General features: G+C 44.9%; 21 protein-coding genes, 2 tRNA genes and 1 other annotated feature (1 of these 24 running past the window's edge). Of the genes, 11 read left to right on the plus strand and 12 right to left on the minus strand.

The features are described from left to right. Window positions 1-162 (minus strand) — a binding site (T-box leader); it reaches 79 nt to the left of the window's first position. A gap of 105 nt (window positions 163-267) precedes the next feature. Then, window positions 268-1,170: a carbohydrate ABC transporter permease gene (locus LCM29_RS13080; protein ID WP_224863313.1), complete on the minus strand. Its 903-nt coding sequence runs from the start codon at window positions 1,168-1,170 to the stop codon at window positions 268-270. Next, window positions 1,167-2,072 (minus strand): carbohydrate ABC transporter permease, encoded by a 906-nt coding sequence (locus tag LCM29_RS13085; RefSeq protein ID WP_412093990.1) that lies wholly within the window; start codon window positions 2,070-2,072, stop codon window positions 1,167-1,169. Before LCM29_RS13085 ends, LCM29_RS13080 begins: the two co-directional genes overlap by 4 nt. Window positions 2,073-2,314: 242 nt before the next feature. On the opposite strand from LCM29_RS13085, the gene LCM29_RS13090 reads away from it, so the two are divergent. Next, window positions 2,315-4,000: a formate--tetrahydrofolate ligase gene (locus tag LCM29_RS13090; protein ID WP_224863315.1), complete on the plus strand. Its 1,686-nt coding sequence runs from the start codon at window positions 2,315-2,317 to the stop codon at window positions 3,998-4,000. 14 nt (window positions 4,001-4,014) lie between these two features. Further along, window positions 4,015-4,917 (plus strand): alpha/beta fold hydrolase, encoded by a 903-nt coding sequence (locus tag LCM29_RS13095; protein ID WP_224863317.1) that lies wholly within the window; start codon window positions 4,015-4,017, stop codon window positions 4,915-4,917. Window positions 4,918-4,968: 51 nt separating this feature from the next. Here the strand turns inward: LCM29_RS13095 and LCM29_RS13100 are convergent, their stop codons facing one another. The 3 genes from LCM29_RS13100 to LCM29_RS13110 are packed head-to-tail and all read right to left on the minus strand — an operon-like array spanning window position 4,969 to window position 6,295. Further along, complete coding sequence (locus tag LCM29_RS13100; RefSeq protein WP_224863318.1) at window positions 4,969-5,382, minus strand: DUF3805 domain-containing protein; 414 nt, start codon at window positions 5,380-5,382, stop codon at window positions 4,969-4,971. Beyond that, entirely contained in the window at window positions 5,379-5,933 is a 555-nt protein-coding gene (locus tag LCM29_RS13105; RefSeq protein ID WP_224863319.1) for a hypothetical protein, read from the minus strand. Before LCM29_RS13105 ends, LCM29_RS13100 begins: the two co-directional genes overlap by 4 nt. A gap of 2 nt (window positions 5,934-5,935) precedes the next feature. Then, window positions 5,936-6,295 (minus strand): hypothetical protein, encoded by a 360-nt coding sequence (locus LCM29_RS13110; protein WP_224863320.1) that lies wholly within the window; start codon window positions 6,293-6,295, stop codon window positions 5,936-5,938. Window positions 6,296-6,425: 130 nt separating this feature from the next. Between LCM29_RS13110 and LCM29_RS13115 the strand changes: the two genes are divergently transcribed. From LCM29_RS13115 to LCM29_RS13130, 4 genes are all read left to right on the plus strand, one after another. Continuing rightward, window positions 6,426-6,499, plus strand: a tRNA-Gly gene (locus LCM29_RS13115). A gap of 14 nt (window positions 6,500-6,513) precedes the next feature. After that, a tRNA-Gly gene (locus tag LCM29_RS13120) sits at window positions 6,514-6,587 on the plus strand. A 156-nt stretch (window positions 6,588-6,743) separates the two neighbouring features. Then, the gene (locus tag LCM29_RS13125) at window positions 6,744-7,544 is read left to right on the plus strand and encodes an MBL fold metallo-hydrolase (RefSeq protein WP_224863321.1); all 801 of its coding nucleotides are present in this window, start codon (window positions 6,744-6,746) and stop codon (window positions 7,542-7,544) included. A 407-nt stretch (window positions 7,545-7,951) separates the two neighbouring features. Continuing rightward, window positions 7,952-8,158: a DUF3006 domain-containing protein gene (locus LCM29_RS13130; protein WP_015880796.1), complete on the plus strand. Its 207-nt coding sequence runs from the start codon at window positions 7,952-7,954 to the stop codon at window positions 8,156-8,158. A gap of 48 nt (window positions 8,159-8,206) precedes the next feature. Here LCM29_RS13130 and LCM29_RS13135 read toward each other — a convergent pair whose 3' ends face one another. Next, window positions 8,207-8,773: a TlpA family protein disulfide reductase gene (locus tag LCM29_RS13135; protein WP_224863322.1), complete on the minus strand. Its 567-nt coding sequence runs from the start codon at window positions 8,771-8,773 to the stop codon at window positions 8,207-8,209. 74 nt (window positions 8,774-8,847) lie between these two features. Here LCM29_RS13135 and LCM29_RS13140 point away from each other — a divergent pair, with 74 nt between their 5' ends. Further along, window positions 8,848-9,702, plus strand: a complete 855-nt coding sequence (locus tag LCM29_RS13140; RefSeq protein ID WP_224863323.1) for an aldose 1-epimerase family protein — start codon at window positions 8,848-8,850, stop codon at window positions 9,700-9,702. 37 nt (window positions 9,703-9,739) lie between these two features. Here LCM29_RS13140 and LCM29_RS13145 read toward each other — a convergent pair whose 3' ends face one another. The 3 genes from LCM29_RS13145 to LCM29_RS13155 form a co-directional block, all read right to left on the minus strand. Continuing rightward, complete coding sequence (locus tag LCM29_RS13145; RefSeq protein WP_074033027.1) at window positions 9,740-9,958, minus strand: PspC domain-containing protein; 219 nt, start codon at window positions 9,956-9,958, stop codon at window positions 9,740-9,742. Between the two features lie 20 nt (window positions 9,959-9,978). Further along, a complete protein-coding gene (locus tag LCM29_RS13150) occupies window positions 9,979-10,686 on the minus strand; it encodes an NAD(P)-binding oxidoreductase (protein WP_074033026.1) in 708 nt (235 codons plus the stop codon). Between the two features lie 79 nt (window positions 10,687-10,765). Next, on the minus strand, window positions 10,766-11,989 hold the full coding sequence (locus tag LCM29_RS13155) for an LCP family protein (protein WP_224863324.1): 1,224 nt from the start codon (window positions 11,987-11,989) through the stop codon (window positions 10,766-10,768). Window positions 11,990-12,185: 196 nt separating this feature from the next. Here LCM29_RS13155 and LCM29_RS13160 point away from each other — a divergent pair, with 196 nt between their 5' ends. Continuing rightward, window positions 12,186-13,100 (plus strand): hypothetical protein, encoded by a 915-nt coding sequence (locus LCM29_RS13160; protein WP_224863326.1) that lies wholly within the window; start codon window positions 12,186-12,188, stop codon window positions 13,098-13,100. Between the two features lie 185 nt (window positions 13,101-13,285). Here the strand turns inward: LCM29_RS13160 and LCM29_RS13165 are convergent, their stop codons facing one another. After that, window positions 13,286-13,513: a hypothetical protein gene (locus LCM29_RS13165; protein ID WP_214785729.1), complete on the minus strand. Its 228-nt coding sequence runs from the start codon at window positions 13,511-13,513 to the stop codon at window positions 13,286-13,288. A 274-nt stretch (window positions 13,514-13,787) separates the two neighbouring features. Here LCM29_RS13165 and LCM29_RS13170 point away from each other — a divergent pair, with 274 nt between their 5' ends. Further along, window positions 13,788-14,657 (plus strand): hypothetical protein, encoded by an 870-nt coding sequence (locus LCM29_RS13170; RefSeq protein ID WP_224863328.1) that lies wholly within the window; start codon window positions 13,788-13,790, stop codon window positions 14,655-14,657. Between the two features lie 66 nt (window positions 14,658-14,723). Here the strand turns inward: LCM29_RS13170 and LCM29_RS13175 are convergent, their stop codons facing one another. Next, the gene (locus LCM29_RS13175) at window positions 14,724-15,095 is read right to left on the minus strand and encodes a hypothetical protein (RefSeq protein WP_074033021.1); all 372 of its coding nucleotides are present in this window, start codon (window positions 15,093-15,095) and stop codon (window positions 14,724-14,726) included. 102 nt (window positions 15,096-15,197) lie between these two features. On the opposite strand from LCM29_RS13175, the gene LCM29_RS13180 reads away from it, so the two are divergent. Then, window positions 15,198-15,611 (plus strand): VOC family protein, encoded by a 414-nt coding sequence (locus LCM29_RS13180; RefSeq protein ID WP_412093991.1) that lies wholly within the window; start codon window positions 15,198-15,200, stop codon window positions 15,609-15,611. A 12-nt stretch (window positions 15,612-15,623) separates the two neighbouring features. On the opposite strand, the gene LCM29_RS13185 is transcribed toward LCM29_RS13180, so the two are convergent. After that, the gene (locus LCM29_RS13185) at window positions 15,624-16,670 is read right to left on the minus strand and encodes an NAD(P)/FAD-dependent oxidoreductase (RefSeq protein ID WP_224863332.1); all 1,047 of its coding nucleotides are present in this window, start codon (window positions 16,668-16,670) and stop codon (window positions 15,624-15,626) included. 179 nt (window positions 16,671-16,849) lie between these two features. On the opposite strand from LCM29_RS13185, the gene LCM29_RS13190 reads away from it, so the two are divergent. Next, on the plus strand, window positions 16,850-17,404 hold the full coding sequence (locus LCM29_RS13190) for a methyltransferase family protein (protein WP_224863334.1): 555 nt from the start codon (window positions 16,850-16,852) through the stop codon (window positions 17,402-17,404). Window positions 17,405-17,426: the final 22 nt, after the last annotated feature.

The following is a 17,426-nucleotide window of genomic DNA, read 5'->3' on the forward strand; positions in this document are numbered from 1 at the left end:
TCGTAACTCCGATAACGGGGAGCGGTCCGGCTACGTCTACTGGCAAAGCGTTCGGGTAGCGACTCCAGGAAGTTTTTCGACGAAGGGTTAAGACCGGGCTCACACCACCCCCGGATCGCTTGACTCACTACCTTCGTGTACTCGTCCTTTCGACGTCGTTCACAATTGAATTGAGTTCATTATTATAAATATTCAGACTAATGTCAACGACTTTTTTCAAAAAAAATTAATCCTCCGTGTAGCGAACGGAGGATTCCCTTGGGAGGGTTATTTAATCGAGCCACTTGTAATCCCTTTGATGATATGTTTTTGCATACCGAAGAAAAAGACTAAAAGTGGAACGATTCCTAATACTAAACCAGCTAACGCAAGATCCCATTGCTTCGTGTACTGCCCAAAGAAATAGAACGTCGCGAGCGGGATCGTCCGCAACTCCACATCACGGAGAACAAGTGATGGCAATAAGAAGTCGTTCCAAATCCATAGGCTATTCAAGATGACGATCGTCACCGTGATCGGTTTGAGTAATGGGAAGACAATGCGCCAAAAGACGCCCCATGTTGAACAACCATCGATGATTGCGGCTTCTTCAATCTCTTCCGGAATCGATTTCATGAATCCGTGGTATAGGAACACAGAGATTCCTGAACCAAATCCGAGATACATGACCATCAGTCCCCAATGACTGTTAAGTAACCCTAGAATGCTTGAGACTTTCACAAGCGGGATCATGATGGATTGGAACGGGATGACCATCGCCGCCACGAATAAGAAGAAAATCATCGTGGAAATCCAATGCTTTGTCCGAACAAGTTTCCACGCTGCCATCGATGTGAAGATGACGATGATTGCATTCGCTCCGACTGTAATGAGAAGTGAGTTTAAAAACACACGGCCATAATTCATCGCTTCCCATGCTTCCGTATAGTTTGACGTCAACCACTCACTCGGCAACGCCGATGTGTTCGTAAAGATTTCAGCCATCGATTTGAACGAATTGGCGACAACGTAATAGAACGGGACCAAATAGAGAAGTCCAAGCAAGATGGCGACAAGCTCAATGATTCCAAGGTTCAAAGAATATGCCCCCGAGCGAAGTGGACGCTGCGGAACACGCTTTGGTGTCTTCTCTACGTTTCTCTCGACATGTTCCAATTTCTCAGTTGTCATGCTTCCACCTCCCGTTTCTTCGTCACGTACACTTGTGTCACCGTAATCGCAGCCACGACCAAGAAGAAGATGACCGCTTTCGCTGACCCAAGACCATAGTTATTATTCACAAAAGATTCCGTATAAATATTTAAGGCTAACATCTCCGTTGATTTGAACGGTCCGCCGTTTGTGAGTGATAAGTTCGTATCAAACACTTTGAACGACCAAGAAATCGTCAAGAATAAACAGATGGTGATGGACGGCATAATCATCGGCAACGTGATGTGACGAAACATTTTGAAGCGGTTGGCTCCGTCAATCCGAGCCGCCTCCATCAAATCCGTCGGTACATTTTGTAACGCTGCGATGTAGATGACCATGACATAACCGCCTCCTTGCCAGATCGCGACGATCACGATTCCCCAGAATGCTGTTTGCGCATCCCCGAGCCATGGTAGTTCAAATAAACTCCAACCCGTCAACGCTCCGATTGATGCAAAGCCTTTTACATAAATGAACTGCCAAATGAATCCGAGAATCAACCCACCAATCAAGTTCGGCATGAAGAAAATCGTACGCAAGAAATTTCGTGTTTTAATGTTCATCGTCAACAGCAATGCTAATGAGAATCCAACGATGTTCGTCAGTAAGACAGAGATGATTGTGTACTTTGTCGTAATCCAAAATGAAGCGCGGAACTGCTCATCTTCAAAGAATAATCGCTGATAATTATCAAATCCAATAAAATTCAATTCTCCAGTCACACCGTTCCAATCCGTAAAACTATAGTAGATCCCATTGAAGAACGGAATGAGAACGATGGCGACGAACGCTAGAAAAGCAGGTCCGACAAATGCTACAAAACTCGCTGGTTTCTTCCAATTTCGTCTTCGTTTCATCCGTTTCGAAGTTTCAGTCATGTGTATCGCCTCCACTATCAATGTATCCTGAAGAACCTTTTATGAAAACGGATACATTTGACGGAAAGGGTGGAAAATATTGAACGGAATGAATGAATTTCACGATCTGATGAGTTATGATAAAATCAATGATATTACGAACGGGTTGGATATCAATCGATTCCTTTCGTACTCAAAAACGTTAAAACCGAATATTAAACGACATATAAATACACATCGTTCGAAAACGGAGGTACTTTCCTATGACAACAACCAAACCATTATCCGATCTAACCATCGCGCAACAAGCTAAAACATTGCCCATTAAAGAGATTGCAGCAAAAATCGGACTTCAAGAAGACGATCTTGATCTTTATGGAAAATATAAAGCCAAACTTTCTTACGATGTCCTCGATCGTCTGAAGACAAAAAAAGATGGAAAACTCGTGCTTGTTACAGCCATCAATCCAACGCCAGCCGGAGAAGGAAAGTCGACGGTAACGGTCGGACTCGGCCAGGCCTTAAACCAATTGAATAAACAGGCAATCGTCTGTCTCCGTGAACCTTCACTCGGACCGACAATGGGCTTAAAAGGCGGAGCGGCTGGCGGTGGTTTCAGTCAGGTCCTTCCGATGGAAGACATCAACCTCCACTTCACAGGAGACATGCATGCCATCACGTCAGCTCATAATACGATCAGCGCCATGATCGACAATCACCTTCACCAAGGAAACGACCTCGGCATCGATGTTCGTCGGATTGTTTGGAAACGTGTCCTCGATTTGAACGACCGCGCCCTTCGTCACGTCACTGTTGGTCTTGGCGGCCCCGCTCATGGCGTACCACGTGAAGAAGGATTCGATATTACTGTCGCCTCTGAAATTATGGCGATCCTTTGTCTCGCAGACTCTTTAAAAGACCTTGAAGATCGGATTAAGCGAATCGTCGTTGCTTATGATCACCAACAAGAACCAATCACTGCTGAACAAATCGGCGCTGCTGGGGCTGCAACATTGTTGTTGAAAGAAGCGTTCAAGCCAAATTTAGTTCAGACGATTGAACAAACCCCTGCCCTCGTCCATGGGGGGCCGTTCGCGAATATCGCCCACGGCTGCAACTCGCTCATTGCGACAAAAACAGCATTAAAACTAGGAGAATACGTTGTGACAGAAGCCGGGTTTGGAGCCGATCTCGGGGCTGAAAAGTTCTGTCATATCAAGTCTCGTGTCGGGGAGTTAAATCCAGATGCAGTTGTACTCGTTGCGACCGTTCGTGCTTTGAAGATGCATGGCGGCGTGGCGAAAGACCAGCTCCATATTGAGAATGTCGGTGCAGTCGGTAAAGGAATGAAACTACTTGCGAAACATATCGACACGATGAAAAAACTCGGTCTTCCGACCGTCGTTGCCTTAAATCGTTTCAATTCAGATACCGAAGAAGAGATTGCAGCGGTACTTGACTGGTGCACAGCACATGAGATTCGTGCTTCACTGAGCGAAGTATGGGCGAACGGCGGACTCGGTGGGCAACAACTCGCTGAAGCTGTCATTGATGCGGTTGAGTCAAACGAAAGTAAACTATCACCACTTTACGAATTGACCGATTCGATTGAACAAAAGATTAAAACGATTGCCCGGGAAGTATATGGTGCAGCCGATGTCTTGTTTACAGCAAAAGCTAAAAAACAAATGCTTGAGATTGAACAGAAAGGTTGGACAGACCTACCGATTTGTATGGCGAAGACACCGTTTTCTCTATCGGACGACCCTTCCAAATTCGGTTATCAACAAGGATTCACCATTACGGTACGCGAATTAAAACCATCAGTAGGAGCAGGTTTCCTCGTTGCTCTCACAGGAAACGTTTTAACGATGCCGGGCTTACCGAAACATCCGGCTGCCCTCAACATGGGCATTGATGAATCTGGAAAAGCAATCGGACTTTTCTAATAGGAGGATGACACATGGTTCTTTCGGAGTTGACGTATCCAGACGGATATCAGACAGAAGTAATGGAAATTCGAGCAGAACAGTCCATTGGAAAAATATTCATCTTTCACGGAATGCTTGAGCATCATGAAAGATATATTGAGTTCGCTCGTTTTCTAACAGAAAATGGATATGATGTGTTCATATGCGACTTACGAGGGGCCGGTTCAAGCGCCCACGAACAACAGACTTATGGACACCTCTCTCCGGGCGAGGGCTTTTTGCAACTTGTCGAGGATGCTCAATATCTGATTAACCGCTACGAGGATGAACGCCCTGCTTATGTATTAGGTCACAGTTTCGGTTCTCTGCTCGTTCGTCGACTTGGTCAAATCATGGGGCATGCCTTGGCTGGAGTGATTGTCGTCGCGCCTCCCCCACATCCTGGGGTTGCAGGCGAAGTCGGGCATCGTTTAATCGCTTCCGTCATGAAACGTAAAGGTGCCACGCATCAATCACGTTTCTTTGAACGCCTTTTGTTCGGGCGCTACAACCTTAAGTTTTTGCCTGCTCGAACGGATAGTGACTGGCTATCAAGCGTCCCCGAGGAAGTTGATTCGTACATCGATGATTCGAATTGTGGGGGGCTTCCCTCACTCGGATTTTTACATGAAGTGACCCGTGCCTCACTTGATGTCACGACCGTCGCACGCATTCATGAGCATCCGAAGTCTCTTCCGATGTTGCTCGTTGCCGGGATGGACGACCCTGTCATTCATGATGGGGAAGGGTTGAACGGAATCATCGAAAAATATCGCAATGCGGACGTCGAACTGTCCGTTGCGACATATGACGATGCCAGACATGAAATTTTGCGTGAAGCGGATCGGGAACAAGTATGGTCAGACATACTCATGTGGATGAAACAAATAAGATAACTAGACATGAAAAATGAGACACGCGCCTCTAACTTGGCGTCGTGTCTCATTTTATGTCCATTCGACTGAGTCGATGATGGATTCAATCTCCATTTTTTCATTCGTCACTTGATCGGCGACATACGTCAAGAACAAGAGACGTTTTCCGTCCGTCAACGACCACACATCTAGATGCATCCCGTCTTCGATCCCGCTTGCATAAGCCGTCGTCATGTCACCCGTCTCGTCAGTCACGCTTGGCGCAATTTTTACGTCAATCGGGAACTCTCCTAAAAAGGTGTTTAACTCGCGTAAGACGGCTTCTCTTGGTTCTTGTGAATCCTCAGACTCATAGATGGAGATTTGAAGCGTTCCTTGCGCATCCTCTTCTGTTGAATAGAAGCTCACGTAGTCTTCTTCTTCACTGTATTCGTAATGTTCCGGATACGTCAGGCGGAACCACCCATCAATTTCATACTCTTTCATGCTGTTTTCTCCTTTACTTGCTTAAATGCCAGTCCTGTGACCATTTTTGCTTGTAGTGCATATTTTAGTCGTTCGGTCACATACAGACGTTGGCTATTTACATCTTGGGCAATCATATGTCCAAATAAGTTCATTCGAACCGTTTGATTGGATAGAAAATAGAATCGATCCGTACTCAACGGGCGAAATTCGTTCGAGTGTTCGAGGTATTCGATTTCAAAGCGTCGGAGCACATTAAGCGCGCAATACCGATCAGTCTTCCCTGTACTTGTATGAAGCTCGACACGGACGAGCTGAACGTCATATGGACAGACATTCATAAAGATTGGACTGACTCGCTCATGAATCAAGAGGATGCCCATATCGGTTTCAATCAGATCAGGTAAAGACCCTTCATCTTGCGAAATGCTCAAGACGACATACGGCCGGTTCGATGGTGCGAGCAATTCGCCTTTGTAAAATCGAAATCGCTGAATTCCTGTTAGAACCCGGGCCCGCCAAGCACTCCCTCGTGCTTCCGCTTCCATTCGATACAACCTCTCTTCACTCACGCTTACTCCCCCTTCACTTGTTTGAGCGCATCGACGAATGTTTCCCATTCTAGGTTGTCACAAACAACCTTATTTTCCAATCCCCATTCTTCATCGATTGTCAAACGTACTTCGTTCCATTCAGGGTGACGTACGATTCGAAGATTCCCAATTTGAATCGAATCAAGAGCAATATCAAATGTATGACTCGGCAATCCGACCCACTTGACCCGATTCGAACGTAACACGACATACCATTCATTATCGTGATGAATCGAGAACGTCCAGCTTCGAAGAGACACTGTTTGATCCGTTTGTTTGGACTGCTTCAACATTCGAAATCCTTCGCCCATCAGTTGTAAATATGATTTTCGTTCACTCATATTTGATTTCTCCCCTTTTTTCTATTATCTTCGTTGTGGATAGGATTCTGCAACCTAAAAAGTTTTTTAAAAAAGGGTTTGCAAATAGAATCTGATATGCTATTATATCAAAGTAACGTTAAGACGTAACGCGGGTGTAGTTTAATGGTAAAACCTCAGCCTTCCAAGCTGATGACGAGGGTTCGATTCCCTTCACCCGCTCCATATTTTTTCTTCATGCGGGTGTAGTTTAATGGTAAAACCTCAGCCTTCCAAGCTGATGACGAGAGTTCGATTCTCTTCACCCGCTCCAATATCGACATATACGCGAGAACCTCTCGCACACATACAATGCACGGTTGAGACCTTGCAAAAGCAGAAAGTCTTCTGACTTTCTGCTTTTTTGTTGTTCCATTGATTGTTTTGGGGAAAAGAGTGAATGACTCTAATCAGATGAGGAGGAACTCTTTTGATTCAAGCGAAACTTCAATCATTCACGATTTATGAAAGTGCATTGATGCGAACGACATCCACCTTGATCGATACACCAGACGCCATTCTTTTGATTGACCCCACGTGGCTTCCTGAGGAAATTGCCACGATTCGTCGGGATATCGAGCTAAGACGCGATGATCGCCCACTTTACGTCATCTTCACCCATCATCATTTCGACCATATTATTGGGGCTTATGGTTTTAAGGATGCGACAACGATTGCCTCACAGGCATTTGTAGATGCCGACTCGTCCGATCAGCTCGATGAGATTCGCGAGTTCTATGAACAGCACTACATCGATCGCCCGATTCAAAAGCCTGATATCGATATCGTGGTCCAATCGAATCAGACACTTCTACTTGGATCGTTACCCGTTACGTTCATCTCGACACCGGGTCATGATGCAACTCACCTATCTGTTCTAATCGAGCCGATGCACCTACTCGTATGCGGAGATTACGGTTCGAATATCGAGCCACCTTTTATCGAGCATGATCCGACCGCATATCTCGAAACATTACAAACGTTGCAAACTCTCATTTATGAACATGAAGTTCAATGGTTCGTGCCTGGACATGGTGACCTATGCGACAATCGTAGCCAAATGATTGAACGTTTGAGTGCGGCAGAAGAATACATCTTAGCACTTCCCGAAGAGCGCCACTGGTCTCCTATGTGGCCAGAACATTCTTTTTTCGACCGTGTCCATGAACGTAATCGAAAAATGGTGGAACAAAAAGAGACCGATCGCCGGTCTCGTCAACAAGACTATTAAAAAATCGCAACGTCTCCCCAAGACGTTGCGATTTCCCCCTATGTAGACCTATTTCTTTGTGACGCGTTCTGAGCGGACCGTGAACATACGGTCAACCCCATAGATCGTTACTCCCGTCAGAGCGAGTAACCCAATCATTGCAGAAGAAAACATGACCATCCCCCCATTGTTCACAGTTTCGTCATAATCACCCCGTGCTTTCATTATAGAAGACCATTTTAAAAAAAGAAAGCGTTTTCTTCAAACTTCCTTCACATTTATCAAATTTATCCTCTTGTGTTTCTTGGAATAACTTCCCTTATCCGATTGGACAGACACTCGTAAAAATGTGTAGCTTTTGTGGAATGTGGGAATACATGATGTAAGGATAAAAAGAGACAGAAGCTGCTCGTCGAGGAGGAAGAGGCATGATTAAGTACGGTACATTGGTGCGAATCGAGGGAAAATATGCCGTATTGAGATGGAATAACGGCTCAAGTTTCATTCCTAGACGATTCTTACCTTCCGAAGCACGTGTTGGTGATACAATCATTCGAGACAATCATCATTATTATCTTGAAGAAGATATGACCCCAAATTTTGATGCATTGATCAAGCAACACTATAAAAGCTGAACGATCTGCCCTCCCATTAAGGGCAGATCGTTCAGCTTTTTTGAAATATCACATTGACGTCTTTTCAATCTGTTGCTGAATCCACGCTTCGTCGACGGGACCTGTCTGCTTCGCTACAATGACTCCTTGTTCATCTAACACGTACGTTGTCGGTAGCGCGACGACACGATACTGTTGCTCTACGACCGCTTCTTCATCTAACAAGATTGGAAAATCAACCGGGTACTCCTGTAAAAAAGCCTCGACGTCCGCTTTTCCTCGTCGTTCATTTTTGGTGACATTCACACCGAGAACCGGAATGCCTGTCGCTTCTTCAAACGAAACCAGTTCAGGGAACTCATCTCGACAAGGCGGGCACCAAGAAGCCCAAAAATTAATGACTACCGGCTGTCCTTGGAACTGTGAAAGGGTCAGACTCTCCCCCTCTAGCGTATTCAAGGTGAATTCCGGAGCTTGTTGCCCCACTTCGAGCCCTCCTAATACCGATTCATTTTGGACGATTGGAACCGCCTCTTCTTTCTTTTGTGTCATCATATATTCTTCGTAGCCCTTGTAGGCAAGCCCAGCAATCAATAGAAGGATGAGCGTTCCGATTACGATTCTTTGTAAGCGCATCATTTACCCCTTGTTTGTTTTACTTAAGATTTCTACACTTAACTTATCACAAACCGTAAAGGAGCGTATGTATTGTGCAACTTCAAAACAAAAATGTTCAGATTACGTTAAAAGCACAGGGTGCTGAGATGACTAGTTGGAAAGTAGCCGAAACGGAATACTTATGGCAAGGTGATCCGACGTACTGGGGACGACAAGCCCCTATTCTTTTCCCGATTGTCGGGCGATTATTGGATGATCAATATGTATATGAAGGCAACACGTATACGATGAGTCAACACGGCTTTGCTCGTGATGCGATTTTCGACATCGAATCATCGACTGAAACTTCCGCTCGTTTCACCTTGAGAGATACGCCTGAATCACGTCAACATTACCCTTTCCCGTTTACTCTGAACGTATCGTATCAACTTGTAGGAGAAGAAGTCATTGTCACCTATCGTGTCCATAACCCGGGCGAAACCGTGTTACCGTTCAGTATCGGTGGTCATCCCGCATTCAACATCCCTTTCAAGGGTGGTGCGTTCGAGGACTATACGATCGACTTCGGAGAAGTACGTACACTTGACCGCTATCTATTAGAGGGACCGTATTTGACAGGGGCCTATCAACCACTAGGTGATCGGCAATACATCCCGCTTACCCGTTCCCTATTTGACGACGATGCATTGATTTTCGAAAATGTGGAGTACGCTGCACTACGTCATCAGCCGTCAGGCACGGCAATCGTGATGGAAAGCCCTTCATTTACTCACTTTGGCATTTGGTCACCACCCCATAAGGATGCTCCATTCGTTTGTCTTGAACCGTGGTTCGGTCACGCAGATTATAAAGGACACCGAAAAGATTTTCTACACAAAGAAGGAATTCAGCTCCTTGCCCCAAACGAGACGTTCGAAGCAAGCTACACCTTATACATCGAAAAATAAAAGCAATCCGACATGACTGTCGGATTGCTTGATTTCGTTAAAAACGATCTTCTTGTTCCGCCTCATATTCTGATGGCGGCTTTTTCATGATGATGGCCAGAACGATATAAATCAGAAGCCCTGGACCACCTAAGAGTGCCATTGCCACAAACAGAACACGCATGATTGTGACGTCCACTCCTAAATAGTTCCCGAGCCCCGAACAGACTCCGGCAATCATTTTATTATTCTGATCTTTATACAATTTTCGTTCCATGTCATCTTCTCCTCAACTCGTTATGATCGTTGTGGTCGGCGTAACGTCGTTCTACCTCCGTTCGCCACTTCTCCACGGCCTTCAAAATCAAGCGCTTCATTAATCGGCGTACTACCCGACTTGATTTCGATTCGGCGACCGTATAGTCCACGGTTGTCAAGAGATGCAGAGATGACAGTCGCGACATCTGTCTCGGAAATCGTCGCACCGTCCGCATCGTTCAAGTCTTCAGATGCTTCGATGGAACCTTTACTCGGTTCATCGACAATGGTCACTGGGCAAATGATCGTATAGTTCAAACCGCTATGTTCGATGTATTCGTCGGCGGCATTGTTGGCTGACAGAAAGTTAAAGAGTTCCTTTGGTGCGGCATTCGGTTGGTCCGCGCCATATGCACTGAGCAAGACGACGTGACGTACTCGTTCTTTTTTAGCAGCATCAATCGCGTTCATCGCGACGTTTCGGTCGAGCAGTTCAATTTCGGTACTCGATCCGTCTGCGCCAGCAGTCGCCGCAATGATGACTGCATCTTGTCCACTTGTCGCCTCATGAACTTTTTTCTCAAGTTCTTTCTCGACATCAACCGTCAATACGCGCGCACCCATTTTCTCGTACTCTGCTTGTAGTTCAGGATAACGAATTAAAGCGGTCACTTGATGGGTCTTCGCTAGACTTTTCAATACACGTTTCCCGATCTTTCCTGTTGCTCCAATGACTAATACTTTCATTCAAATTTCCCTCCTCAAAAGAGTAGTTCATTTGTTTAAAATTCCTCTTTCAAGTCAGAATCAAACCCTTTTCTTAAAATTATCTGACCGTTCCCCACATCGATAAATCGAGGGCATCCCGAATGGATTGCACACTCTCTTCTAACGGTTCATAGTAATAGACGTTGTTGATATAGGCATCTTGTCCTTCAACTTGCATCTTATTCACGTCCGGGTTCGAGATCATCGTCAGACCGACAGATGCCATTTGTAAGACATTCATCTCAAGACCCATTTCCTCTTTCATGAAACGATACGTTGCCGGAATCTTCGTCCAGCCCGAAGGACTAGCCAATTTTTCTGCGACGGCTGTCATAACTTCGGTTTGACGATTCGAACGGGCACCGTCCGTATCCGACTTACGGTGTCTCGCATAGGCAAGTGCCATGTCTCCATCCATCGCGTAAGAGACACCTTCCGTATACTCATACGTCTGGTTAAACCCTTTCTCACTAAACGAGTGTGTTGCCGTCACATTGACACCACCAATCAAATCAATCAATTCCATGAACGACTCAAATGTGATCACGACTTGTCCGTCAACCGACGCATCGGTCAGTCCTTCAACAGCACCTACCGTACACGTTGCACCACCATAAGCGAAAGCATGGGTGATTTTATCGCCATCCCGGTCTGGCTCACATGGAATGGCCGTATACGTATCGCGTGGAATCGACACGTTTTGAACAGTACGTGAACGAGGGACAAATTCCATCAATTGTAGAGAATCTGTGCGGGACCCCGAGAGGGATTCCCCCACCCGTGCGTCACTTCCCATAATGAGGAACGTGAACGGGGAAGTCGCCACATATCCTCCAACAAGTAACATCAAAATGAGAAAAACGGCCACTTTCCCTTTCCATTTACGCTTTCGTTTATTTGTTGGTTTTGCTGATTGATCGACTTCACGTTTTGATGGTTTTGACGGATTAGATGGTCTCGATTGCTGCGCCGCATGATTTGACTTCGGACGAGACGTTTTGCGCTTTGGTTTTGAGAATGACAGCATTCGAGGCATCCGTTTTCGTCGGTTTTTCGATGTTCCCTGATTTGGTTTCGACGACTCTGACGATTTTTCGTTTAAGAAAGGATGCTCCGATTGAGGAGATGTTCCTTCGTGTTGTCGATTTCGTTCGGAAACTTCATTTATATTCGGTCGCTCGTCCGATGATTGCTCATCATTCAAACGAGACGCTTCGAGTTCTTGTTGTTCGAGTTCGCGCTTTCTACGTTCTACACGCGATAAACGTTGATCATCTTTCATATTTTCAATCCTCAACTTTATCAATTTTTCTCTATTATCCCGAACCCGCATTGATCTGACAACGTTTCTAAGGAAAATCCGTCTTAAGCATGAGACCATATGATTGTTTCAGATGAAATCCGGGAAAGGAATAATAATTGGTGTCTGCCCAAATCAGAGATGCATACAACAAGTTTTAATGAAAGGAGGAGAGCTGATGCGCATCGGAAAATTACGCATGCTGTTGGAGCAATATGGTGAGGCGACGTTACGTGATTTATTGGTCGAGATGTATCGTCATACTCCAAAAGATGTGATTGATGATCAAGACTTTGATTTTATGATCAGCCAGTTCACACGCTATAAAGAAAAAAAACATTCGGAAGAGCGTCATTCGCTCTCACAAACGATTACGTTAGCTGAACGTTTTGTCGATTCAGCATATGAACATTTATATATTCGTCCCAATCAAGTCATGTCCGACCGTGATCAAAAAAATTGGTATATCCACGCCAAAAAAATCATCCGTGATTTAGCCCACTATGCCGAAGAATATACTGAGGCACGCACGATGTATGAAGAGATGTTTTATCTTCTGTCAACGTCAGCCGGAGAAGAACCTCTCTTTTCAACGAGCGACCCGTTTCGCCTATTGAAAATCTCACAAGTCACGATGCTCCAAAAACTCATCCACTACTACCAACTAGACGCACCCATTGATACCGTCTGGATTGACCGCGCTTTATATACTGCCCTCCACGTGCCAAAAGACGTGGATTCCACACGAATCGACTTACTATCAACCTTGCCGATTGAACACAGCCAAGCCAACACGAGAAAGATTCTTCACGTACGCATTCTCAAACTGTGTGAGCGGATGTTGGAAAAATCCCAGACAGAAGATACCGCACTTGAAAACTATCAAGCTCTTAAAATGTTAGAGCTCCGCCTCCTCGTCGCCGAAGGTAACTTACAAGAAGCCGAACAGAAGCTATTTTCAGAGTATATCCCTTTCTTTTCACATCGTTCCGAACCGTTCCGTGTCTACGTCGATTTCTTAGAGAGCCATGGCCATACGGATGAAACAAAACGATTAAAACGATTAGCAAAAGAAAAACGTATTCGATTTTAGATAGACAAAAAAGGGAGTCAATCGATGACATCGGTTGACTCCAATACATGATATGAACGAGGGGTGTTCATTTGAAAAGGAGGACAGAAAGTTGGTGCAGAACTTCCTTCCTACACATATAAGTATAAAGCAACGTTTGTAACCGTTACCAAACGACTTATTGCGTTTTTGTGAACGTTTTCACGTTATTCGATCGTGTTCATGATTCCTAAACCAACGACAGATAATAACACGATTAATACGAAGACATACACCATCTCATTGGGTGATTGAAATCCTTCGTGAATCTCTACCTCTTCTTCGACAATGATGTTCTCGTGAATCACTACCGGTTCTGTTTCGGCCATAACCGTCGTGGGCGCACCAATCATGAACAACATAGATACGAGAATCAGTTGATAAATATATTTCATCATAAACTCCTAATTGATTGGTTTCATTGTGATTAAGTATATCATGTCTTCGACGCACGTCACGTCTGACATTTGACGAAACTCACAGATCTATCAGCGTAACTAATCAGTTTTTCTGAATCGGATGCTTACAATCTATTTAATTTCATGTTTTTATGAAAGTTGTTGATTATTTTCATCAATCAGGTTTCATGAGAATGCCATACAATTTTAAGTAAGATAGCGCTTACAATTTAATTGTACTTATTAACTCATTCAGAAAGAAGGATTCTCCTTGAAACGAGCGCTACGCTTTGTAGAATGTAGGCAATTAGCTATGCAGGAACGCATCTCCATTCAGTCGTTATACCCCTTATCAAAGACACCCCCGCTCCTTTCCTTACCTCCTCATCAGCACGTGTACATCGCTTTAAACAAAAATAATCCATTAGCTGCTTTTGTTGCGAATGACGAGCATTTAGAAGCGTTTCAAATCATTCAACTCTCAAAGGTCTCATATATTGATCGTCATGTGTTTCGCGGGTTGCTTGACCGAATCATGTATGAACGAAGTCGAGAAACCACACACCCGATTACGTACTATCTTCAGGAAGAGGACTATCATAATCAAGATAAGCTTCGAATATATGAGGCAACTGGGTTTCAAGTATTCCATCAAACGAATACGTATCACTTGCCATTCATTCCTTGTGAGAAAGCATCGCATACGTACTGGACCCTCGAATTGATAGACTATTCACGAAGAGCGGATTGGCTCACCTTTCGTAATGCGCATTGTCATGTCTTGCCGGGCGCCATCCCGATGACGGATGAACAATTCGCACATGCAACTCGGCAACAAACACTGTTCTACACATTAAACTGGTGTCACCAACCAATCGGAATCATGAAAGTACGACTACATATGTATCACGTGTGCGTCCAAGAAATTCAATTAGATTGTGACGAGTCTATGTTGCAGGATGCCCTTTCCTTTCTTCAACAAAAATTTTACGATGCATTCAGATATATCGACGAGGCTCGTATTTCTACGACTAACCTGCAATCTGACTTGAATTTTGCACTTCGAAAGCAAGGTGCTCAAGTGTCGTCAGGCGGGATATATATGCTTACACAACAAGTGCTGCCGGCTCCACTCTATTGATCAATAAAAAAGACGTCGATTGTATCAACTCGTTCTCACACGAAAAAGTTGTTCATTCGACGTCTTTTATTCTGCAGCAGTTGTCGACTCCATCGCCAAAGGCGGCATTTCCTTAAACAGTTCTGTCCGGAGTCCCGTGTCTCTCAAATCGAGCGATTCAATCCGATCAAATTTGATTTGGCGATCTACGACACTGAACCAATACGTGATGTTCGGTTCATCCTTGAAACGAATCGCATAATTCGATCCATTCAAATGAAAATCGACCTCGGTAGACAGCAACTCTGTCGGACCAATCTGTTTATGGGTGGTTAACCGTTCGAGCACAACTTGCTCTTCATTGATGCGATAATCGACAAACGTCGCAAGCGAGAGTCCAAACACAAATGATACTAGGGCGAACATGCCCACCAATCCCATTGTGATTTTTCCGTTCATTTCGCTGTCCCTCCCTCTCTTATTATATCGGATATGGTCGAAACGTTGTGAAGTGACATTTTGTTCAACTTTAGGCAAACTGAAGATTGAGGAGGAATGTTTATGCAAATCGATCATACTGGAATCGCCGTCCGTGATTTAGACGAAGCGATCACATTTTATACAACTGCGCTTGGTGGAGAACTGATTGACCGTTATACGAATACAGCCATTGGGGTGGAAACCGAGCTAGCTGTCATTCACATCGGTGAAGATGTCATCGAATTGTTGCGACCAACAAGTAATACGAGTCCGATCGCGCGTTTCATGAAAGCACGAGGAAAAGGCGTCCATCATATCGCATATCGTGTAGAAGATTTAGACATCGCCATCGCTACACACAAACAAAATGGCATCACTTTTTTAGAAGATACACTACGTACGACCGCAAAAGGTCGACGTTTGATCTATATGGACCCACGTCATTCAGGTGGTGTCATCACCGAGCTTTGTGATTATCCTACGCAAAAGCAGTAAGAGACGTCTCTCTTACTGCTTCAATAAAGTATCTTCTATGATTTGACGGTTCTTTTCTTTTAGACGTTCGTTATGAGAAGAGACCATTGCCGTAGCGGTCGCATTCGGGTCAATATACGTTTTGGCCCGATTCACCGCATTCGCCGCATCTTGGAATGCCCCTGCAATCAAATGGACCTTTCCTTCATGCGTCAGAATGTCACCTGCAGCATATAATCCCGGAACGGACGATTCACTCCCCGCGTTCCCTTTCACATAAAATCCATTGACCATTTCTACGTTTAATTCACTGTTTCGAAGAAGTTCTGCATCTTGTTCGTACCCATGATTGATGACGACCTCATCGACATCGACCACACTCGTTTCTCCCGTGTCAATCTGTGTTAACAGCACTTGCTGAATCGATTGCCCATCATGAGAAATCAAGTCCGTGACTTTTGACTGGGGGCAACAATCGACTCGGCTTTCTTTAATCTTGTCGACTTGCGCTTCATGACCTCCGAGCTCTTCTTTTCGGTAAACCAAAATGACTTGCTCCGCAATCGGCTCGAGCGCATTGGCCCAATCAACGGCACTATTTCCGCCACCTGAAATCAAGACCCGCTTCCCTTTGAATCGTTCTAGTGACTTGACCGTATAATGAAGGTTTGACAATTCAAATCGCTCTGCACCGCTGATTTCGACCTTGTGTGGTTTCAAAATACCGCTCCCGGTTGCGACGATCACCGTTTTGGATACGTGATGACCATTCGACGTGTCGATCCCGAATAATCCATCCTGGCGTTTTGAAATCGACTCCACTTTCTCCCCTAGGATGACTGTCGGCGAAAAGGTGAGGCCTTGTTGGACGAGTTGATCGATCAGATTTGCTCCCGTCGTCGGAAGGAGCCCCCCTACATCCCACACCATTTTTTCTGGATAAACGTGCAGCTTTCCACCTAGTTGAGGTTGAAATTCGATTATTTTTGTTTTCATGCCTCGTAATCCACTATAAAAAGCAGCATATAACCCTGCCGGACCCCCACCGATAATCGTCACGTCGAATTGTTCTTCGCCCATCGTCGTATCCTTCCCTTCTATGTAGATGATCTACTCACCTTAAAAATGATAATCATTCTCATTAGATGATAACCCGTTTCTTTGTCTTTGACAAACTTTTTCCCAACACCATTCGCCTTTGGTTTTTCTTCATCGAAGGTCGGGTAAGGAAAGATGAATCAAAAGGAAGGATGTGCGCTATGGAGTGGATGGATCTTGCATTGATCATCGTGTCCTGTTTTTGGCTTGTGGAGACATGGAAATTTCGTAATCGAAAAGAGGCAACGGACGGTTCCGTCGAGCGAAAAAGCTTTTATTTCGTAGCGTCGACGATGATTGTCATGTTCTCTTTGTCTATCATCTATTCAATCTTTGTTGAGGCGCGTCCATCAATGGCTCAACGCATACTTGCTCTTTCGTTTTACATAGCGGGTGTATCATTACGGTATTGGGGAATTTTCCACCTTCGTCATCAATTCACCCGACACGTTGTCGTTCGTCCTCAAGACGAGCTCGTCAGCTCTGGCCCCTATCGTTTCTTACGCCATCCCTTATACACAGGTTTACTATTCATTACGTTAGGGTTCTCATTGTATTTTCTTCATTGGGCAGTCGCTTTGATCGGTACCGGTCTTACGGCTCTTGCGTTACTATATCGGATTCGGATTGAGGAAGGGATGCTGACCCGTCACTTCGGTCAATCGTATGTATCATGGGCAAAGTCACGCAAACGATTATTTCCGTTTATCTATTAAAAAGGAGTCCGGTGATCCCGGA

It is taken from the genome of Exiguobacterium aestuarii (assembly GCF_020171655.1).
GTDB lineage: Bacteria > Bacillota > Bacilli > Exiguobacteriales > Exiguobacteriaceae > Exiguobacterium > Exiguobacterium aestuarii_A.

Coding starts and splice junctions, on each gene's coding strand:
- LCM29_RS13080 (WP_224863313.1), bottom strand. CDS start 1,170: ATGACAACTGAGAAATTGGAACATGTCGAGAGAAACGTAGAGAAGACA.
- LCM29_RS13085 (WP_412093990.1), bottom strand. CDS start 2,072: ATGACTGAAACTTCGAAACGGATGAAACGAAGACGAAATTGGAAGAAA.
- LCM29_RS13090 (WP_224863315.1), top strand. CDS start 2,315: ATGACAACAACCAAACCATTATCCGATCTAACCATCGCGCAACAAGCT.
- LCM29_RS13095 (WP_224863317.1), top strand. CDS start 4,015: ATGGTTCTTTCGGAGTTGACGTATCCAGACGGATATCAGACAGAAGTA.
- LCM29_RS13100 (WP_224863318.1), bottom strand. CDS start 5,382: ATGAAAGAGTATGAAATTGATGGGTGGTTCCGCCTGACGTATCCGGAA.
- LCM29_RS13110 (WP_224863320.1), bottom strand. CDS start 6,295: ATGAGTGAACGAAAATCATATTTACAACTGATGGGCGAAGGATTTCGA.
- LCM29_RS13130 (WP_015880796.1), top strand. CDS start 7,952: ATGATTAAGTACGGTACATTGGTGCGAATCGAGGGAAAATATGCCGTA.
- LCM29_RS13135 (WP_224863322.1), bottom strand. CDS start 8,773: ATGCGCTTACAAAGAATCGTAATCGGAACGCTCATCCTTCTATTGATT.
- LCM29_RS13145 (WP_074033027.1), bottom strand. CDS start 9,958: ATGGAACGAAAATTGTATAAAGATCAGAATAATAAAATGATTGCCGGA.
- LCM29_RS13150 (WP_074033026.1), bottom strand. CDS start 10,686: ATGAAAGTATTAGTCATTGGAGCAACAGGAAAGATCGGGAAACGTGTA.
- LCM29_RS13155 (WP_224863324.1), bottom strand. CDS start 11,989: ATGAAAGATGATCAACGTTTATCGCGTGTAGAACGTAGAAAGCGCGAA.
- LCM29_RS13160 (WP_224863326.1), top strand. CDS start 12,186: ATGCGCATCGGAAAATTACGCATGCTGTTGGAGCAATATGGTGAGGCG.
- LCM29_RS13165 (WP_214785729.1), bottom strand. CDS start 13,513: ATGAAATATATTTATCAACTGATTCTCGTATCTATGTTGTTCATGATT.
- LCM29_RS13175 (WP_074033021.1), bottom strand. CDS start 15,095: ATGAACGGAAAAATCACAATGGGATTGGTGGGCATGTTCGCCCTAGTA.
- LCM29_RS13180 (WP_412093991.1), top strand. CDS start 15,198: ATGCAAATCGATCATACTGGAATCGCCGTCCGTGATTTAGACGAAGCG.
- LCM29_RS13185 (WP_224863332.1), bottom strand. CDS start 16,670: ATGGGCGAAGAACAATTCGACGTGACGATTATCGGTGGGGGTCCGGCA.
- LCM29_RS13190 (WP_224863334.1), top strand. CDS start 16,850: ATGGAGTGGATGGATCTTGCATTGATCATCGTGTCCTGTTTTTGGCTT.